The 16,353-nt window shown below is 74.2% G+C and carries 17 protein-coding genes; 8 read left to right on the plus strand and 9 right to left on the minus strand.

Annotated elements, in window-relative coordinates; genetic code table 11:
• Positions 1-17: 17 nt before the first annotated feature.
• The 4 genes from ACGF15_RS16035 to ACGF15_RS16050 form a co-directional block, all read right to left on the minus strand.
• A complete protein-coding gene (locus ACGF15_RS16035; RefSeq protein WP_392799512.1) occupies positions 18-1,733 on the minus strand; it encodes a DUF2637 domain-containing protein in 1,716 nt (571 codons plus the stop codon).
• 106 nt (positions 1,734-1,839) lie between these two features.
• The gene (gene nshR, locus ACGF15_RS16040) at positions 1,840-2,649 is read right to left on the minus strand and encodes an NshR/TsnR family 23S rRNA methyltransferase (protein ID WP_362610442.1); all 810 of its coding nucleotides are present in this window, start codon (positions 2,647-2,649) and stop codon (positions 1,840-1,842) included.
• A gap of 260 nt (positions 2,650-2,909) precedes the next feature.
• Positions 2,910-3,692: a DUF3558 domain-containing protein gene (locus ACGF15_RS16045; protein ID WP_362610445.1), complete on the minus strand. Its 783-nt coding sequence runs from the start codon at positions 3,690-3,692 to the stop codon at positions 2,910-2,912.
• Between the two features lie 99 nt (positions 3,693-3,791).
• On the minus strand, positions 3,792-4,700 hold the full coding sequence (locus ACGF15_RS16050; RefSeq protein WP_392799515.1) for a DUF3558 domain-containing protein: 909 nt from the start codon (positions 4,698-4,700) through the stop codon (positions 3,792-3,794).
• A gap of 183 nt (positions 4,701-4,883) precedes the next feature.
• Here ACGF15_RS16050 and ACGF15_RS16055 point away from each other — a divergent pair, with 183 nt between their 5' ends.
• A complete protein-coding gene (locus ACGF15_RS16055) occupies positions 4,884-6,077 on the plus strand; it encodes an RtcB family protein (RefSeq protein WP_345616016.1) in 1,194 nt (397 codons plus the stop codon).
• On the opposite strand, the gene ACGF15_RS16060 is transcribed toward ACGF15_RS16055, so the two are convergent.
• Complete coding sequence (locus tag ACGF15_RS16060; protein ID WP_392799519.1) at positions 6,067-6,660, minus strand: GNAT family N-acetyltransferase; 594 nt, start codon at positions 6,658-6,660, stop codon at positions 6,067-6,069. The two genes, ACGF15_RS16055 and ACGF15_RS16060, sit on opposite strands and share 11 nt — an antisense overlap.
• The gene (locus tag ACGF15_RS16065; protein ID WP_345616017.1) at positions 6,657-7,424 is read right to left on the minus strand and encodes an SDR family oxidoreductase; all 768 of its coding nucleotides are present in this window, start codon (positions 7,422-7,424) and stop codon (positions 6,657-6,659) included. The genes ACGF15_RS16060 and ACGF15_RS16065 overlap by 4 nt, the downstream gene beginning before the upstream one ends.
• A gap of 180 nt (positions 7,425-7,604) precedes the next feature.
• On the opposite strand from ACGF15_RS16065, the gene ACGF15_RS16070 reads away from it, so the two are divergent.
• Complete coding sequence (locus tag ACGF15_RS16070) at positions 7,605-8,231, plus strand: hypothetical protein (protein WP_345616018.1); 627 nt, start codon at positions 7,605-7,607, stop codon at positions 8,229-8,231.
• 37 nt (positions 8,232-8,268) lie between these two features.
• Here the strand turns inward: ACGF15_RS16070 and ACGF15_RS16075 are convergent, their stop codons facing one another.
• A complete protein-coding gene (locus ACGF15_RS16075; RefSeq protein ID WP_362610449.1) occupies positions 8,269-9,021 on the minus strand; it encodes a Mut7-C RNAse domain-containing protein in 753 nt (250 codons plus the stop codon).
• Positions 9,022-9,272: 251 nt separating this feature from the next.
• Between ACGF15_RS16075 and ACGF15_RS16080 the strand changes: the two genes are divergently transcribed.
• On the plus strand, positions 9,273-10,112 hold the full coding sequence (locus tag ACGF15_RS16080) for a glycosyltransferase family 2 protein (protein ID WP_376427365.1): 840 nt from the start codon (positions 9,273-9,275) through the stop codon (positions 10,110-10,112).
• An 18-nt stretch (positions 10,113-10,130) separates the two neighbouring features.
• Here ACGF15_RS16080 and ACGF15_RS16085 read toward each other — a convergent pair whose 3' ends face one another.
• A complete protein-coding gene (locus ACGF15_RS16085; protein WP_392799524.1) occupies positions 10,131-10,556 on the minus strand; it encodes a hypothetical protein in 426 nt (141 codons plus the stop codon).
• A gap of 214 nt (positions 10,557-10,770) precedes the next feature.
• Positions 10,771-11,325 carry a hypothetical protein gene (locus ACGF15_RS16090; RefSeq protein WP_345616084.1) on the minus strand — a complete coding sequence of 185 codons (555 nt, stop codon included), beginning with the start codon at positions 11,323-11,325 and terminating at the stop codon, positions 10,771-10,773.
• A 116-nt stretch (positions 11,326-11,441) separates the two neighbouring features.
• Between ACGF15_RS16090 and hemL the strand changes: the two genes are divergently transcribed.
• From hemL to ACGF15_RS16115, 5 genes are all read left to right on the plus strand, one after another.
• Positions 11,442-12,758, plus strand: a complete 1,317-nt coding sequence (gene hemL / locus ACGF15_RS16095) for a glutamate-1-semialdehyde 2,1-aminomutase (protein ID WP_345616022.1) — start codon at positions 11,442-11,444, stop codon at positions 12,756-12,758.
• Complete coding sequence (locus tag ACGF15_RS16100; protein ID WP_345616023.1) at positions 12,755-13,435, plus strand: histidine phosphatase family protein; 681 nt, start codon at positions 12,755-12,757, stop codon at positions 13,433-13,435. Before hemL ends, ACGF15_RS16100 begins: the two co-directional genes overlap by 4 nt.
• 219 nt (positions 13,436-13,654) lie before the next feature.
• The gene (locus tag ACGF15_RS16105) at positions 13,655-14,893 is read left to right on the plus strand and encodes a hypothetical protein (RefSeq protein ID WP_345616024.1); all 1,239 of its coding nucleotides are present in this window, start codon (positions 13,655-13,657) and stop codon (positions 14,891-14,893) included.
• 67 nt (positions 14,894-14,960) lie between these two features.
• The gene (locus ACGF15_RS16110) at positions 14,961-15,560 is read left to right on the plus strand and encodes a TlpA disulfide reductase family protein (RefSeq protein ID WP_362610460.1); all 600 of its coding nucleotides are present in this window, start codon (positions 14,961-14,963) and stop codon (positions 15,558-15,560) included.
• Positions 15,561-15,564: 4 nt separating this feature from the next.
• Positions 15,565-16,350, plus strand: a complete 786-nt coding sequence (locus tag ACGF15_RS16115; protein ID WP_376427350.1) for a cytochrome c biogenesis CcdA family protein — start codon at positions 15,565-15,567, stop codon at positions 16,348-16,350.
• Positions 16,351-16,353: the final 3 nt, after the last annotated feature.

Consider the following 16,353-nt stretch of genomic DNA (forward strand, 5'->3'; position numbering starts at 1 on the left):
TCGTCGCGGGCGGGCCGTCAGGCGATGTGCTCGGCCTCCAGCTCCGCCTGGAGGCGCAGCCGGAACTCGGGCAGCAGCCGCTTCAGCAGCGCGGCGCTCCGCGGATGGCGCACCCCGTGGCGATCGGCGAGCAGGATGTCGAAGAGGTCCAGCTTGGGGTAGTCCTGGTGCTCGTCCACATAGGCGACGAACACGGGGTAGGCCGCCTCGGCGAACTCCTGCTCCGCCGCGTCGTCCGCGGGGCCGGCGGCCTCGCCCTGCTCCGGGGCGGGCCCGGGTTCCGGCCGGTCGGCCGCCGCCCGGGGCCCGGGCTGCTCCGGGAGGTGCTGCTGGGGGACCTGAGCAGCCTGCCGCGCCGACGCCTCCCCGGCGTAACGTTCCTGCTCCTCGTGCTGCCGGGCGTACCGCTGCTCTGCGTATCCCTGTGCCGCCGCCGGGTCCCCGGCGGCCTCGCCGTAGGGGCGCGCGGCGTACGGGGCCCGCGCGTAGGGGTCCTGGGGGTTCGGCTCCTGGGCGTACGGGGCCCGCCCGTACGGATCCCGGGCGTTCGGGTCCTGGGGGTTCGGCTCCTGGGCGTACGGGGCCCGCCCGTACGGATCCCGGGCGTTCGGGTCCTGGACGCCCGGGTCCTGCGGGTACGGGTCCTGCGCCTGCGGGTCCCGGGGGCCGTTGCCCAGCGGCCGGGTCCGGCCGCCCGGACCGGCGGGCACCGGGATCGTCCCCGGCCCCCCGCTGTGCCCGGGGCCTTCGTGCCCGGGGTCGTACCCGCCGCGGTAGGCCCCCTCGTACGCCTCCGGGGACGCGTGCTGCGCCGCGAACCACGGGCTCTCGTGCGAGCCGGGTCCCGGCTCCGCCTCGTCCTGCACCTCGCGCCGCGCCGCGGACCCGGACGCCGCGCCGCCGTCCCCGGCCTGCCGCGGGGTGTCCCGGCGCGTCCCGTCCGGCCCCTCACCGGAGGGCAGTTCCCGTGCGGTGCGCTGCCCGCCGGACGCCAGCTCCCCGGCCCCGCCGCCCTCGGTCTCCGGGGCGGGCGGCAGGAGCACCGGCTCGATCCCGGCCGCCGCCAGGCCCGCGGGGGCGGTCTCGGCCAGCGGCACGCCGTACCGGGCCAGCCGCAGCGGCATCAGCGACTCCACGGGTGCCTTGCGGCGCCACGCCCGGCCGAACCGGGCCTGCAGACGGGCCTGGTAGATCAGCCGGTCCTGCTCCAGCTTGATCACCTGCTCGTAGCTGCGCAGCTCCCACAGCTTCATCCGCCGCCACAGCTTGAAGGTCGGCACCGGGGACAGCAGCCAGCGGGTCAGCCGCACCCCCTCCATGTGCTTGTCCGCGGTGATGTCGGCGATCCGGCCCACCGCATGGCGCGCGGCCTCCACCGCGACCACGAAGAGCACCGGGATCACGGCGTGCATGCCCACGCCCAGCGGGTCCGGCCAGGCCGCGGCGCCGTTGAACGCGATCGTCGCCGCCGTCAGCAGCCACGCCGTCTGCCGCAGCAGCGGGAAGGGGATGCGCATCCAGGTCAGCAGCAGGTCCAGCGCCAGCAGCACGCAGATGCCCGCGTCGATGCCGATGGGGAAGACCAGGGAGAAGTCGCCGAAGCCCTTGCGCTCCGCCAGCTCGCGGACGGCGGCGTACGACCCGGCGAAGCCGATCGCGGCGATGACCAGCGCCCCCGCGACGACCACACCGATGAGTATTCGGTGTGTGCGTGTCAGCTGCATCGCGGCCACCGCGTTCTCCCTCCCCTGCTCCGTGTGCGGGCACAGCCTGGCACACCGGGACGGAGGACGCCCCTCCGCCCTCCGCCCGAAGGCGTCGGGGGGCGGGGCGGGCCGCTCAGCTGCGGGCCGCGAAGTTCCTCTGGATGCGCTCGTGCAGTGCGATACCGACCGAGACCGAGACGTTCAGCGACTCCGTGGTGTCGATCATGGGGATGGACACGGAGAGGGCCGACGCCTCCTTGAAGGCGTCGGAGGGGCCGCCCTTCTCGCTGCCGAACAGCAGGGCCAGGCGCTCCTCCCGGGAGCCGAGGTCCTTGACGGTCAGGTCGCCGTCGGCCTCCAGGGCCATCAGCCGCATCCCGCTCTCCCGGACGAAGGCCACCGCCTCCTGCCGGTCGGCCAGGACGACGGGGAGCGAGAAGACGTAGCCGCGGCTGGCGCGCAGCAGCCGCCGGTCGGCGATGCTCGTCAGGTCGCTGTCCACCAGGACGATCCCCGCGGCGCCCAGGGCGAGGGAGGTCCGCACGATCGCGCCGATGTTGCCGACGATCTTCACGCCGTCGAGGACGACCACGTCGCCGGCGCGTTCCGCGAGGTCGCCCAGGCGCGCGGGGCGCGGGACCCGGGCGAGGCCGAAGGTCTTCGCCTTCCGCTCGCCCCTGAAGAGCTGGTTGACGACCGAGGACTCGACGAGCCGCACCGGGACGCCGCGCTGCCCGCACAGCTCCAGCAGCCCGGGGGCGACCGGCGCGGCGTCGGAGGCGTACACCTCGATGAACTCCACCCCCGCGCGCAGGCACTGCTCCAGCGGCTCGGTGTCCTCGACCAGAGCCGTCCTGATGTTCGTCCTGGACGGCTTGGTGACATCGGCAATGCGCCGGATCGCCGGGTCGGACAGGGAGGTGATGGTCTCCAGCTCGGTCATGCGCCGATCATAGTGCGGCCTCGGGGAGGGGCTGCCCGGCCCGCGGTGCCGCCGGCGGCGGGCCGCACGGCACCGGACCGGCCACGACGCGCGCCCGCCGGCAAGGCGCCCCGGTCCGGCGCGCCGCCGGCCGGGACCGCCCCCGCGGGCCCGGCCGCGGCCGGGATCGAGCCGGAGCTCCCGCCGGGCGCCCGCATCCTCCCCGCCGGGCGCCGCTTCCTCCCCGCCCGGGGCCCGCGCGGCCCCGCCGCGGTGCGCGGCTACTCCCCGGCGGCCGCCTCGGCGCTCGCCTCCGGGGACTCCTTCGCGGCGGGCTCCTCGTTGGCCGCGGCGACGGCCGCCACCGCCTCCTTCGCGGCCCGCACGGCGCCCTTGGCCATGTCGGTGACGGAGGGGTTCTTCGCTCCCGCGTAGCCCGTGCCGTTGTAGGTGAGCGTGACCACGCCGTTCTCGGTGCGGGTCACGACCGTGGCGTACACGAAGTCCTCGTCGGTCTTGTTCAGCGTGTAGGTGACCGTGGTCGCCTCGTCGCCCACACCGGCCGCGGCCGCGGTCTTCACACCCTTGGCGCCCTCGGTCGCCTTCGCCTTGGCGACCTCCTTGGCGTAGCTGTCCTCCGCGCGCTGCTCCCCGCTGACCGCCAGTGTGGCGTCCGAGTCGTAGCGCAGCAGGGACACGTCGAGCCAGCGGTACTGCGAGCCGTCGACGCCCTTGTCCTCAAGGCCGTTCCAGGAGCAGCTGCCGCGGCTCGCGGTGTCCGTGGACTTGCCGGCCGTGCCGCTCTTCGACTTCACCTCGGGGACGAGGTCCCCGATCGTCTTGGCCGCCACCGCGTCGCACGGGTCCGGCAGCTCGGCGAACCGGGCCGGGGCCACCGTGGGCGTCTTCTTCGCCTCGGGGGACCCCGAGGAGCTGCTGCCCGCCTTGTCCGGCGCGCCGCCGGAGTCGCCGGAGCCGTCCGAGGAGCAGCCGGCGACGACGAGCATCACCGGGACGGCTGCGCAGGCGAGTATGCGGGTGAGTCGCGAGGCTGAACGGTGCATGGTTCCTTCACTCGGTCGGTCGGTCGGCCAGGCCACGGTACGCCGAGACCCGCCGGACGGGGCCCGGCGGACGGAACCCGCTTCCCGGGCCCCGGCGGCCTAGTCGTCGAACTGCTCCGCCAGGCGGCGGGCCATCGCCTGGGTCTTTTCCTGCAGTTCCTTGCTGTCCGGCACCGCCGCGGGCGCCGCCGGACGCTGCGCGTAGACCAGGGTCACGATCACGTTGGATGTGCGGAAGACCACGCTCACGGTCCGCCGCTGGGCCGCCGAACCGGCGGGGTCGAGCACGTCGTCCAGGAAGGCGGCGTCGCCGAGGCCCGTCAGCACCCGGGGCTGGAGCGCCGCGGCGGAGCCGCTGGGCGAGGGCTCCCCTGCCGGGCCGCCCGGCTGCCCGGAGGGGCCGGTGCCGGTGCCGGCGGGCGGACTGCCGCCGGGGCTGGTGACCGCCGCCGGGCCCGCCCGGGTGCCGAGCGCCGGGCCGGAGCCGGAGGGCGCGGGGGTGGCGGAGGGCCCGGCGTCGCCCGGGGCGTCCGTCCGCTCCCCGGGGCCGGCCGTGAGCGGCACCGAGGCCGCCGCCTGCCGGCGGGCGAACACCTCCTGGGCGCGGGCCTCGTCGCTGACCGCCGGGTCGTAGGAGACCACCCGCTCGAAGTCGACGCGCAGCTGGTGCGTCCCGCCCGGGGAGTTCCCCTTCCAACTGCACGCGGCGCGGCGGTCGGTGTCGTAGGTGACCTGGGCCGTCCCCCGGAGCGCCTGGCGCTGCTGCTCCTTGGGCAGGGTCACCACCCCGGGCAGCATGTCCCTCAGGACGCCGCGGTCGACGGCGCCGCAGGGCTCCAGCAGGGTCCGGTAGCGGCCCGGCTGGGCGGCGGGCAGCGCACCGCCGGCCGCCTTGGCGTCGGTGGCCGAGCCGTCCGGCCCCGCTTCCGACGTGCAGCCCGCGGTGCCGGCCGCGACGGCCGCGACGAGCAGCGCCGCCGCGCCGGGGAGGTACATCTTCCGAAGCACCTGCCGAGCTCCTTCCCTGGGGTTCGCCGCCCCGCGCCGGGGCGAAAACCTGTTGCCGCCCCCGGTGGGGCGACGGACACAATGTCTATCGCACGCGCCGCCCAGGATGCCGGTCCGCCAGGTCTTTCGCGGACAATGGCCGGGCATGTGCGCTTTATGGACTTTCGGGGGAATCGAGGAACGATGTCGTACGTGGAGATGCCGGGCGCCCGCGTCCCCATCCGGATGTGGGCGGACCCGGCAACGGTGGAGGACGTGGCCCTCCGCCAGCTGCACAACGTCGCCACCCTGCCGTGGATCAAGGGCCTGGCCGTGATGCCGGACGTGCACTTCGGCAAGGGGGCCACGGTGGGCTCGGTGATCGCCATGCACGGGGCCGTCTGCCCGGCCGCGGTCGGTGTGGACATCGGCTGCGGCATGTCGGCGGTGCGGACCTCCCTGACGGCGAACGACCTGCCGGGTGACCTCTCCCGGCTGCGCTCGAAGATCGAGCAGGCGATCCCGGTGGGCCGCGGCATGCACGACGAGGCGGTCGACCCGGGCCGCGTGTACGGCCTCCCCACCTCCGGCTGGGGGGACTTCTGGGACCGCTTCGACACGGTCGCCGACGCGGTGAAGTTCCGCCGCGACCGGGCCGCCCGCCAGATGGGCTCGCTCGGCTCGGGCAACCACTTCGTCGAGTTCTGCCTGGACGAGGCCGGAGCGGTCTGGCTGATGCTGCACTCCGGCTCCCGCAACATCGGCAAGGAGCTGGCGGAGTACCACATCGGCCAGGCGCAGAAGCTCCCGCACAACCAGGGGCTGGTCGACCGCGACCTCGCCGTGTTCACCGCCGACACGCCCCAGATGGCCGCCTACCGCAACGACCTCTTCTGGGCGCAGGAGTACGCCCGCCACAACCGGGCGATCATGATGGGGCTGTACAAGGAGGTCGTCCGCCGGGAGTTCCGGAAGGCGAAGGTGACCTTCGAGCAGGAGATCAGCTGCCATCACAACTACGTGGCCGAGGAGCGCTACGAGGGCATGGACCTGCTGGTGACCCGCAAGGGCGCCATCCGTGCGGGCTCCGGCGAGTACGGCATCATCCCCGGCTCCATGGGGACCGGCTCCTACATCGTGCGCGGGCTCGGGAACGAGGCCTCGTTCAACTCGGCCTCGCACGGGGCGGGCCGCCGGATGAGCCGCAACGCGGCCAAGCGGCGCTACAGCGCGCGGGACCTGGAGGAGCAGACCCGCGGGGTGGAGTGCCGCAAGGACTCCGGCGTGGTCGACGAGATCCCGGCCGCGTACAAGCCGATCGAGCAGGTCATCGAGCGGCAGCGGGACCTCGTCGAGGTGGTCGCCAAGCTGAAGCAGGTCGTCTGCGTCAAGGGCTGAGGCGCGCGGCGCCCGGGGACCCGGGCGCCGGGCCCGGGTCCTTGCGGCAGCCCAGGTCCTTGTGGAAGAAGGTCGTCGGCCGCAGCGCGCCGGAGGGGTCGGCCGCGTAGCCGGGGACGGTGCCCAGCGGCGTCCAGCCCGTGGAGCGGTAGAGCCGCTCGGCCGCGCTGCCCGTCTGCGTGTCGAGCAGCAGCAGGCGGCGCCCCGCAGCCCGGGCGTGCTCCTCGGCCGTGCCGAGCAGGCGGCGGGCGAGGCCCCGGCCGCGGGCGTCCCGGTGGACGATCAGCTTGGCGATCTCGCCCCGGTGGGAGCCGTTGGCGGCGGTCTCGCAGCGCAGCTGCACGGTGCCGACGATCCGCTCCCCCTCGCGGGCGCACCACAGGGCGAGGGCGCCCGAGGCGAGGTCCGGCCCGAGGCCGGACCACCAGGCGGCGGCCCGCGCCGCGTCCAGCGGGGCGAGGAAGCCGACCGAGGCGCCGTCCTCGACGGCGTCCGCGAGCACCGCCCCGAGGCCGGGCGCCGCCCCGGGCAGCTCCGCGGCGGTGAGCCGGCCGACGCGGACCGCGCCGTCCGCAGCGGTCACCGCGACTCCCGGTGGACCTTGGTGTTGGAGGCCTGGGCGCGCGGGCGGACCACCAGCAGGTCGATGTTGACGTGGGACGGCCGGGTGACGGCCCAGCAGATCGTGTCGGCGACGTCCTCGGCCGTGAGCGGTGCCGCCACGCCCGCGTAGACGGCCGCCGCCTTCTCGGTGTCGCCGCGGAACCGGGTCGTCGCGAACTCCTCGGTCCGCACCATCCCGGGGGCGATCTCGACGACCCGCACCGGGGAGCCGACGATCTCCAGCCGCAGGGTCTCGGCGAGGACGTGGGCGCCGTGCTTGGCCGCCACGTAGCCGCCCCCGCCCTCGTAGGTGGCGAGCCCCGCCGTGGAGGACAGGACGACCACCGTGCCGTCGCCGCTCGCGGTGAGCGCGGGCAGCAGCGCCTGGGTGAGGTGGAGCGTGCCGATCACGTTGACCTCGTACATCCGGCGCCAGTCCTCGGGGTCGGCCGAGGCCACGGGATCGGCCCCCAGCGCGCCGCCGGCGTTGTTGACGAGCACGTCGCAGCGGTCGAGCGAGGCGGCGAAGGCGTCCACCGCGGCCCGGTCGGTGACGTCCAGGGCCAGGGCGGTGGCCTGGTGCCCGGCCCCGGCGAGTTCGGCGGCGAGGGCCTCGATGCGGTCCTTGCGGCGGGCGGTGAGGACGACGTGGTGGCCCGCGGCGGCGAGCGCCCGGGCGGTGGCGGCCCCGATGCCGCTGCTCGCGCCGGTGACGACGGCGACGGGGGATCCGGCGGTGGTCATATGGCTCCTCGCGCGTGTGATCGAACAGTCGCCAGGATAGGTCGACCGTGTGTACGGGATGTTTCGCTGCGGCCGCCGACCCGCCGCCCCGGGTGCGGCGGCGGTCCGCCGCCGATGCGGGACGCGCCGAGAGTCCGCGGGCAATCCTGGCTATAGGCGGATGATCGGTATCTTTCGCCCATGACGCTGATGTATGCGACGAGGACGGTCCGCCGGGGACTCGCGGCAGCGGTCGCGGCGGTGGCGCTGGCGGCGGGCTCCGCCTCGGGGGCGGCGGCTCCGGCGGGGCCCTTCGACGACACGGTCGGGGCGCTGCCCGACACGGCCGGACCGTGGCTGCGGCCCGCGGCCGACCCGGAGCCCGGCGCGTCCCCCGGACCGGCCGACCCGGAGCCCGGTGCCCCGCCGGAGGACGCCGTCGCCCCGGAGGCCGACATCGCCCACCACGGCCGCATCACCCTGGACGACGGCCGGCTCGACCTCGTCGTGGTGAGCCGCAACCACGGCCCGTCCTCGCTCCGCGGCGTCACCCTGCGCGTGGAGCTCTCGGCGGCGCCGGCCGGGGAGCTGCGGATGCCCGAGCAGTGCCTGCGCGAGGCGGAGCGCGTCGTGCTCTGCGCCGTCGGCCCGCTGCACGCGGACGGCACCGGGCGCACCACGGTGCTCTCGGCCACCGCCCCCGCTGCCTCCTCCGAGATGACGGTGCGGGTCTCGACGGCATGGAGCGGCGGCGCGACGGACCGCAACCCCGGCAACGACGAGCACCGGGTGCTCGTGCTCGCCACGGGCGACCCGTACGTCTTCTGAGGGCCCGGCCGCACCCCGTCCGCGAGGCCGCGCGCCCTCACACGGCCTGCGGCGTGTCCCGGCCCGGGCCCCCGGCCGTGCGCAGCGCCGAGGCGACGATGGCCTCCAGCCGGGCGTGGTGCGCCCCGCGCCAGTAGACGCGCCCGCAGGAGGTGCACTCGGCGAAGACGTCGTAGCTGCGCTGGGTGCCCTGCTCCAGCCGCTCCTGCACGGCGTCCTTGTCCGCCTCCGCCAGCGGCGCGTTGCACGCCGTGCAGCGGGTCCAGGGGGCGAGCACGGGGGCGAAGCGCTGCAGCACGTCGGTCAGCTGGTCGTCCGGCCGGTCGCTGTACACATAGGCGCCCGCCCAGAGTTCACGGCGGCGCAGCAGCCCCCGGTCGCGGGAGAGCAGCACCCGCCGCTCCGCCGCGGACAGCGCCGCCAGGGCCGGGTCCCCGATGTCCTCGTTCTCGTACGCGGCGTCCACCCCCAGCAGCCGCAGGCGCCGGGCCAGCGTCCCGAGGTGCACGTCCAGCAGGAAGCGCAGCGGCGCCCCCGGCACCCGCTGGGGCCGCTCCACCCCCCGCACCTCGATGTGCTCCCCGGAGCGGGGCACGTGGGAGGCGTCCACCGGGAGCCCGTCGGCCAGCAGCACCCCCGCCTCGGTGAGCGGGACACCGAGCGACTCCACGACATGGCCGAGGGACGAGGAGCCGTCCGTGGTCACGGCCGCCCGCCCGCGCCGCCGGTCCGAGGAGACGAAGAGCCGCAGCTCGGGGGCGACGCTGAGGGTGATCTCCGGTCCGTTCACGGCGCCAGGATGCCACCGCCCGGCACACCGCTGCCAGCGCATTCCCGGGCGGGGCCCGCCGCGGGGCCCCTCCCCGCCAGGGGCGCGGGAGGAGCGGACCGGGGAAGTGACGCGCCCGCCGTACGGGGGACGTCCTTCGTACACCTGATGGACGGTCCCCGTTAAGCTCCCGGGTCAGGACCGGTTACCTGGTCGGTGATCGAGGGAGAGTGGACGTGACCCGAGCACGCATCGGCGTGGCTGTACTGACGATGGGCAGCCGCCCGGCCGAGCTGCGTGCGCTGCTCGACTCGGTGGACGCCCAGGACCACCCGGCCACCAGGATCGTGGTGGTCTCCAACGGCGCGCCGCTGCCCGGGCTCCCCGAGCATGTCACCGGCGTCGAACTGCCCGAGAACCTCGGGGTGTCGGGCGGCCGCAACGTCGCCATGGAGCGGCTGCGCGCCTTCGGCGACGTGGACGTGCTGGTCGACCTCGACGACGACGGGCTCCTCGTCGGTACCGACGTCTTCAGCCGGCTGGCCGCCCTGTACGGCGAGGACCCCGGCCTGGGCATCGTCAGCTTCCGCATCGCCGACGAGACGGGCTTCACCCAGCGGCGCCACGTGCCCCGCATCGGCAACACCGACCCCCTGCGCGGCGGCCCGGTGACGACCTTCCTCGGCGGCGGCCACGCCCTGTCGATGCGGATGCTGGAGCGGATCGGCGGCTGGCCGGACGACTTCTTCTTCACCCACGAGGAGACCGATCTCGCCTGGCGGGCCCTCGACGACGGCTGGCGCATCCTCTACGCCCCCGAACTGGTGCTCCAGCATCCCCGCACCGAGCCCACCCGGCACGGCGTCTACTACCGGATGACCGCCCGCAACCGGGTCTGGCTGGCCAAGCGGAACCTGCCCGCGCTGCTGGTCCCCCTCTACCTCGGGTCCTGGACGGCGCTCACGCTGGCCCGCACCCGCTCGGCGCCCGGCCTGCGCGCCTGGTTCGCGGGCTTCGCGGAGGGGGTGCGCACGCCCTGCGGCAGGCGCCGCCCGATGCGCTGGAGCACCGTCTGGCTGATGGCCCGCCTGGGGCGGCCGCCGGTCGTCTGACGGGCCCGGCGGCGGGCCTCAGCGGCGTGCCGTGTCCCGCCGCACGGCCAGCGCCCGCAGGACGAGGGCGTACGCCGCCATCAGCACCACCGACCACACCGGCTGGTAGGGGAGATAGGCGAACTGGGCGACCAGGCCCAGCGAGGCGAACAGCAGGCCGGGCAGCCGCGCCCAGGCCGCGTCCCCGAGGACGCCCCAGCCCGTCAGGGCGATCAGCGCCCCGAGGGCGATGTGCACCCAGCCCCAGGCGGCAGGCGAGAAGCCGTAGAGGTAGCCGTCGTCGACGCGGGTGTACACCTCGCCGCCGACGAGCGCCGCGACCCCCTGGAGCACGGCGAGCACGCCGGTGCCCAGCATCAGCACGCCCGCGAAGAGCAGTCCCCCCACCATCCGGGCGTAGCCCCCCGGTGCGCCGTGCGCGTCCGGTGCCGTGTGCCGTCCCATGCCCGCCGTCCCTTCGGGGCGCCTGCCGCCGGCCCCCAGGATTCGGGACCCGGCGCGGCGGACGCGAGCGGGGGCGTCCGACCGGGTGACCCCCGCCGGGCGGGGGACACCGGCCGGCCCCCGGGCAAGCGGCCCCGGCGCAGTCCGGAGCCGGCTCCCCCGCCGTGGCCGAAGCCGTGGAACGAGGGCCCGGCCCGAGGCGGCCGCCCCCGGGTCAGGGCCAGACGAGGCAGTACGGCTGGTGTCCCGCCTCGTGCAGACGATGGCTGAAATCCTGCCATTCGTGCAGCAGTTGGTAGACGTCGAAGGCGTCCCTCGGTCCGCCCCGGTCCGGGACGGTCGACCAGATGAACGCCGCCGCGCCCACGGACTCCTCGCCGATGTCCCGCAGCGGGTCCACCGCCGTCATCGGCAGCTTCACGACCGCGTAGTCCGGGTGCAGCACCACCAGTTCCAGAGGGGGGACCCGGTGCAGCGGCATCCCCTGGATCCCGGTGAGCACCATCGCGGCTATGGTCTCGGGCTTGATCTTGGTGAACATCCCGCCCATGCCGAGCTCGTCGCCGCCGAGCTCCTCCGGGCGCATCGAGATGGGCACGCGCGCGGCCGTGGCCCCGTCGGGCGCACCGAAGTACTTGTACGTCACCCCCAACCGGCCGCTCCTGCCTCCCACGGGCCCTTCCGCTTCACCTCGGCGGTGCTTACCACGCCGGGCGGGCTCGGGACCCAGGTCGTCGGTCCCCTCGCCCAGTCCGCCACCGCGATGCATATCTCCACCCGACCACTCGCAGCCCCCGCCGCGCAACCAGATCATCGTGACAGTGACCTCCCCCACGAACGTGCGGTGAAACACCTGTCCGCAAGATCGCCGAAGGCTCTGAGACCATGGTTTCCGTGAGCTTTCCCTATGACGCCCCAGTTTCGCAGACGCTTTTCGACCGCGCGGCCATCGTGACGCCGGGCGGCGTGAACTCTCCCGTCCGTGCCTTCCGCGCCGTGGGCGGTACCCCCCGGTTCATGGTCTCCGGCAGCGGCCCGTACCTGACCGACGCCGACGGCCGCGAGTACGTCGACCTGGTGTGCTCCTGGGGGCCGATGATCCTCGGGCACGCGCACCCCGAGGTGGTCGGGGCGGTGCAGGCGGCGGTGGCCCGCGGCACCTCCTTCGGCACGCCGGGCGAGGGCGAGGTGGCCCTCGCCGAGGAGATCGTGGCCCGGGTGGCCCCGGTGGAGCAGGTGCGCCTGGTCTCCAGCGGCACCGAGGCGACCATGTCCGCGATCCGCCTCGCCCGCGGCTTCACCGGCCGCGCCAAGGTGGTGAAGTTCGCCGGCTGCTACCACGGGCACGTCGACGCCCTGCTCGCCGCCGCCGGATCCGGGCTGGCGACCTTCGCGCTGCCCGACACGCCCGGTGTCACCGGAGCGCAGGCGGGCGACACGATCGTCCTCCCCTACAACGACCTCGACGCGGTGCGGGCCGCGTTCGCCGCCCACCCCGGGGAGATCGCCTGCGTGATCACCGAGGCGTCCCCCGGCAACATGGGCGTCGTGCCGCCGCTGCCCGGCTTCAACCAGGGGCTGAAGGACCTCTGCGCCGCAGACGGCGCCCTGTTCGTCTCGGACGAGGTGATGACCGGCTTCCGCACCTCGCGGGCGGGCTGGTTCGGCGTCGACGGGGTGGTCCCCGACCTGATGACCTTCGGCAAGGTGATGGGCGGCGGCTTCCCCGCCGCGGCCTTCGGCGGGCGGGCCGACGTGATGGCCCACCTGGCCCCGGCCGGGCCCGTCTACCAGGCCGGCACGCTCTCCGGGAACCCGGTGGCCACCGCCGCGGGCCTGGCGCAGCTCCGCCTGCTGGACGAGGCCGCCTACGCGGCCGTCGACGCGGTGTCGCGGGAGATCCGGGAGCTGGTGGCGGGCGCCCTCGCCAAGGAGGGGGTCGCCCACCGGGTCCAGACGGCGAGCAACATGTTCTCGGTCTTCTTCACCGCCGACGAGGTGCGGAACTACGAGGAGGCCCGGAAGCAGGAGGCGTTCCGCTTCAACGCCTTCTTCCACTCGATGCTCGCCGACGGCGTCTACCTGCCGCCCTCGGCCTTCGAGTCCTGGTTCGTCTCCACCGCGCACGACGAGCGGGCCGTGGAGCGGATCGCCGCGGCCCTGCCCGCCGCCGCCCGCGCCGCCGCGGAGGCCACGGCATGAGCGCGAAGGAGACCACCGTCGTCCACCTGATGCGGCACGGCGAGGTGCACAACCCCGACGGTGTGCTCTACGGCCGCCGCCCCGGGTACCACCTCTCCGACCTCGGCCGGCGGATGGCCGACCGGGTCGCCGAGCACCTCGCGGACCGGGACGTCACCCATGTCGTCTCCTCGCCGCTGGAGCGGGCCCAGGAGACGGCGCAGCCCATCGCGGAGGCCCACGGGCTGGCGCTGGGGACCGACGGCCGCCTGATCGAGGCGGGGAACGTCTTCGAGGGCAAGACCTTCGGCGTCGGTGACGGAGCGCTGCGCAGGCCGGGCAACTGGAAGCACCTGACCAACCCGTTCCGCCCGTCCTGGGGTGAGCCCTACGTCGACCAGGTGGTGCGCATGATGGGCGCGCTGGACGCGGCCCGCGACGCGGCGCGCGGGCACGAGGCGGTGTGCGTGAGCCACCAGCTCCCGATCTGGGTGGTGCGCAGCTTCGTGGAGAAGCGCAGGCTGTGGCACGACCCGCGGCGCCGCCAGTGCACGCTCGCCTCGCTGACCACCTTCACCTACGAGGACGACCGGATCGTCTCGGTCGGCTACACCGAGCCCGCCCGGGACCTGGTGCCCCCGCACCTGCTCGCCGGGGCGAAGCCGGTGAAGGGCAAGGCGAAGGCCTTCGGCGCCTGACGCGGCCGCCGCCCTCCCCGGACGCTCCGGGGCCTCCTCGGGGAGCGACCCGTGCCCCGGGGGCGCTCCCGGTGTGCGCCCCCGGCTCCCGGCGGTCGGAAGATCGCCGGGAAAAAACGGTCACTCCGGCAGGAACCTTACTGTTCCGGCGTGCATCTTCCCCTGTGCTGGTTCGGATCTGCCCCTCCTCGACCGGGAGGGGTGCGGTGAGGGGGCGTCATGCACGACATCACTCGAAGGGGACTGCTCGGAGCGGGGATCGGAGCCGCAGCCGCCGCCGCGCTGGCCGGCTGCGGTGCCGGCGGTGCGGCGGGCGGCAGCGGCGGGAAGGGCGGCCGGGGACCGGAGGGCGGCGGGGCCTCGCCCTCGAAGCCCGCGGTCCGGCTCATCGGCGACGGCTCCACCGCCGACACGGGCAGGCAGCCGCACCAGCCCGGGCGCCCGGTCCCCCTCGAACCGGGGCAGACGCCCCCGCAGTTCGTGGTCTTCTCCTGGGACGGTGCGGGCGAGGTCGGGAACGGGCTGTTCCCGCGCTTTCTCGAACTCGCCCGGAACCACGGTGCGGCCATGACGTTCTTCCTCTCGGGCATATACCTGCTGCCCGAATCCAGGAAATCGCTCTACCGGCCGCCGAACAACAGTGTCGGCGCCTCCGACATCGGTTATCTGACCGATGAGCACATCAGGGACACCCTGGCGAACATACGGCAGGCGTGGCTGGACGGCCACGAAATAGGCACCCACTTCAACGGGCATTTCTGCGCCGGCTCCGGTTCGGTGGGCAACTGGTCGTCCGCCGACTGGCGGAGCGAGATCGACCAGGCTGTGAAGTTCGTCACCGAATGGCGGACCAACTCCGGCTGGAAGGACCTCGAACCGCTGCCCTTCGACTACCGCAGGGAACTCGTCGGCGGGCGCACCCCCTGCCTGCTCGGCCAGGACGAGCTGCTGCCCACGGCGCGGCGGCTGGGCTGGCGCTACGACGCCTCCTCGCCCGGCGGCCGCCAGGTCTGGCCGGACAAGCGCCAGGGACTGTGGGACCTGCCGCTCCAGCAGGTCCCGTTCCCCGGCCACTCCTTCGAGGTCCTGTCGATGGACTACAACATGCTCGCCAACCAGTCGAAGAACTCCACCCAGGGGGTCCCCGCCAAGTACCCGGGCTGGCGCGAGCAGGCCACCGGCGCGTATCTCGCGGGGTTCCGGCGGGCCTACGAGTCGAATCGCGCCCCGCTGTTCATCGGAAACCACTTCGAGCAGTGGAACGGCGGTATATACATGGACGCGGTCGAGGAATCGCTGAAGCAGATGGCCGGGAAGAAGGACGTCCGGCTCGTTTCCTTCCGCCAGTTCTGCGACTGGCTCGACGTTCAGGACCCCCGGGTCCTGGCGAAACTCCGTTCCCTCGACGTCGGCCAGGCGCCCGCCGGGGGATGGGGCACTTTCCTTAAGGCGTCCTGACAACGGGCCTAACGGGCATGCAGGGGGGCGCGGAAGATCGCCGCCGGGCACATGCGAAACTTTTCACATGAGCTTCAGCCGAGCATCCCGCGCCGCCCTCTCGACCGCCCTGGTCGTCGCAGGTGCGCTCGCCCTGTCCTCCTGCGCGGACGGCGGGCGCTCCGGGGGCGGCGGCGACACCAACTTCGTCGCGGGCACCGGAGCCGTCTCCACGGTCCCCAAGGGCGAGCGCCGGCTGCCGAACGAGCTGAAGGGCGAGACCCTGGAGGGCGAGCAGCTCGACGTCGCCGATCTCAGGGGCAAGGTCGTCGTGCTCAACGTGTGGGGCTCCTGGTGCCCGCCGTGCCGCTCGGAGGCCCCCTACTTCGCCAAGGTCGCCGAGGAGACCGAGGAGCAGGGCGTCGCGTTCGTCGGGATCAACACCCGCGACGGCAGCAAGGGCCCGGCCCTCCGGTTCGAGGAGGACTACGGCGTCGGCTACCCGAGCCTCTACGACCCGCACGGGAAGCTCATCGTCAACGGGTTCCCCAAGGGCAGCCTCAACCCGCAGGCCATCCCCTCCACCATCGTGCTCGACCGCGAGGGGAAGATCGCCGCCCGCGCCCTGCGGGCACTCGACGACGAGGACCTGCGCAGGATGATCGACCCGCTGATCGCGGAGAAGTGATCCCGTGGAAGCCCTCGCCGCAGCCTCCGCGGCCGTCACCGCCGTGCCCGGGACCAACGAGACGGTCCTGGGCGGCGCGCTGCTGCTGGCCCTGCCCATCGCCGTCGCCGCGGGACTCGTCTCCTTCTTCTCCCCGTGCGTGCTCCCCCTCGTCCCCGGCTACCTGTCGTATGTGACCGGGGTCACCGGCACCGACCTGGCGGAGGCCCGCCGCGGCCGGATGGCCGTCGGGGCGACGCTGTTCGTGCTGGGCTTCACCGCCGTGTTCGTCTCCGGCGGTGCGCTCTTCGGCTACTTCGGCGCCACCCTCCAGGAGCACCGGGAGATCCTCTCCAAGGTCCTCGGCGGCCTGATGATCCTGCTCGGAGCGTTCTTCATGGGGCTGATGCCCTGGATGACCGGACGCGAGTTCCGCATCCACCGGCGGCCGGTCTCCGGGCTCGCGGGCGCCCCGCTGCTGGGCGCCCTGTTCGGCATCGGCTGGACGCCCTGCATCGGGCCCACCCTCTCGTCCGTCACCTTCCTCTCGGCGAACGAGGCCAGCGCGGGCCGCGGGGCGCTGCTGACGGTCGCCTACTGCCTCGGTCTGGGCCTGCCCTTCGTGATCGCCGCGATCGCCTTCCGCCGGGCGCTCGGTGCCTTCGACTGGGTCAAGCGGCACTACGCCTGGGTCATGCGGATCGGCGGCATCATGATGATCGGTACCGGCCTGCTGCTCCTCACCGGAGTGTGGGACGGCATGGTCCAGTCGATGCAGAGCTGGTCCAACGGTTTCACGGTGGGGATCTGAGCA

The sequence above is a fragment of the Streptomyces sp. NPDC048001 genome (assembly GCF_043203115.1).
GTDB lineage: Bacteria > Actinomycetota > Actinomycetes > Streptomycetales > Streptomycetaceae > Streptomyces > Streptomyces sanyensis.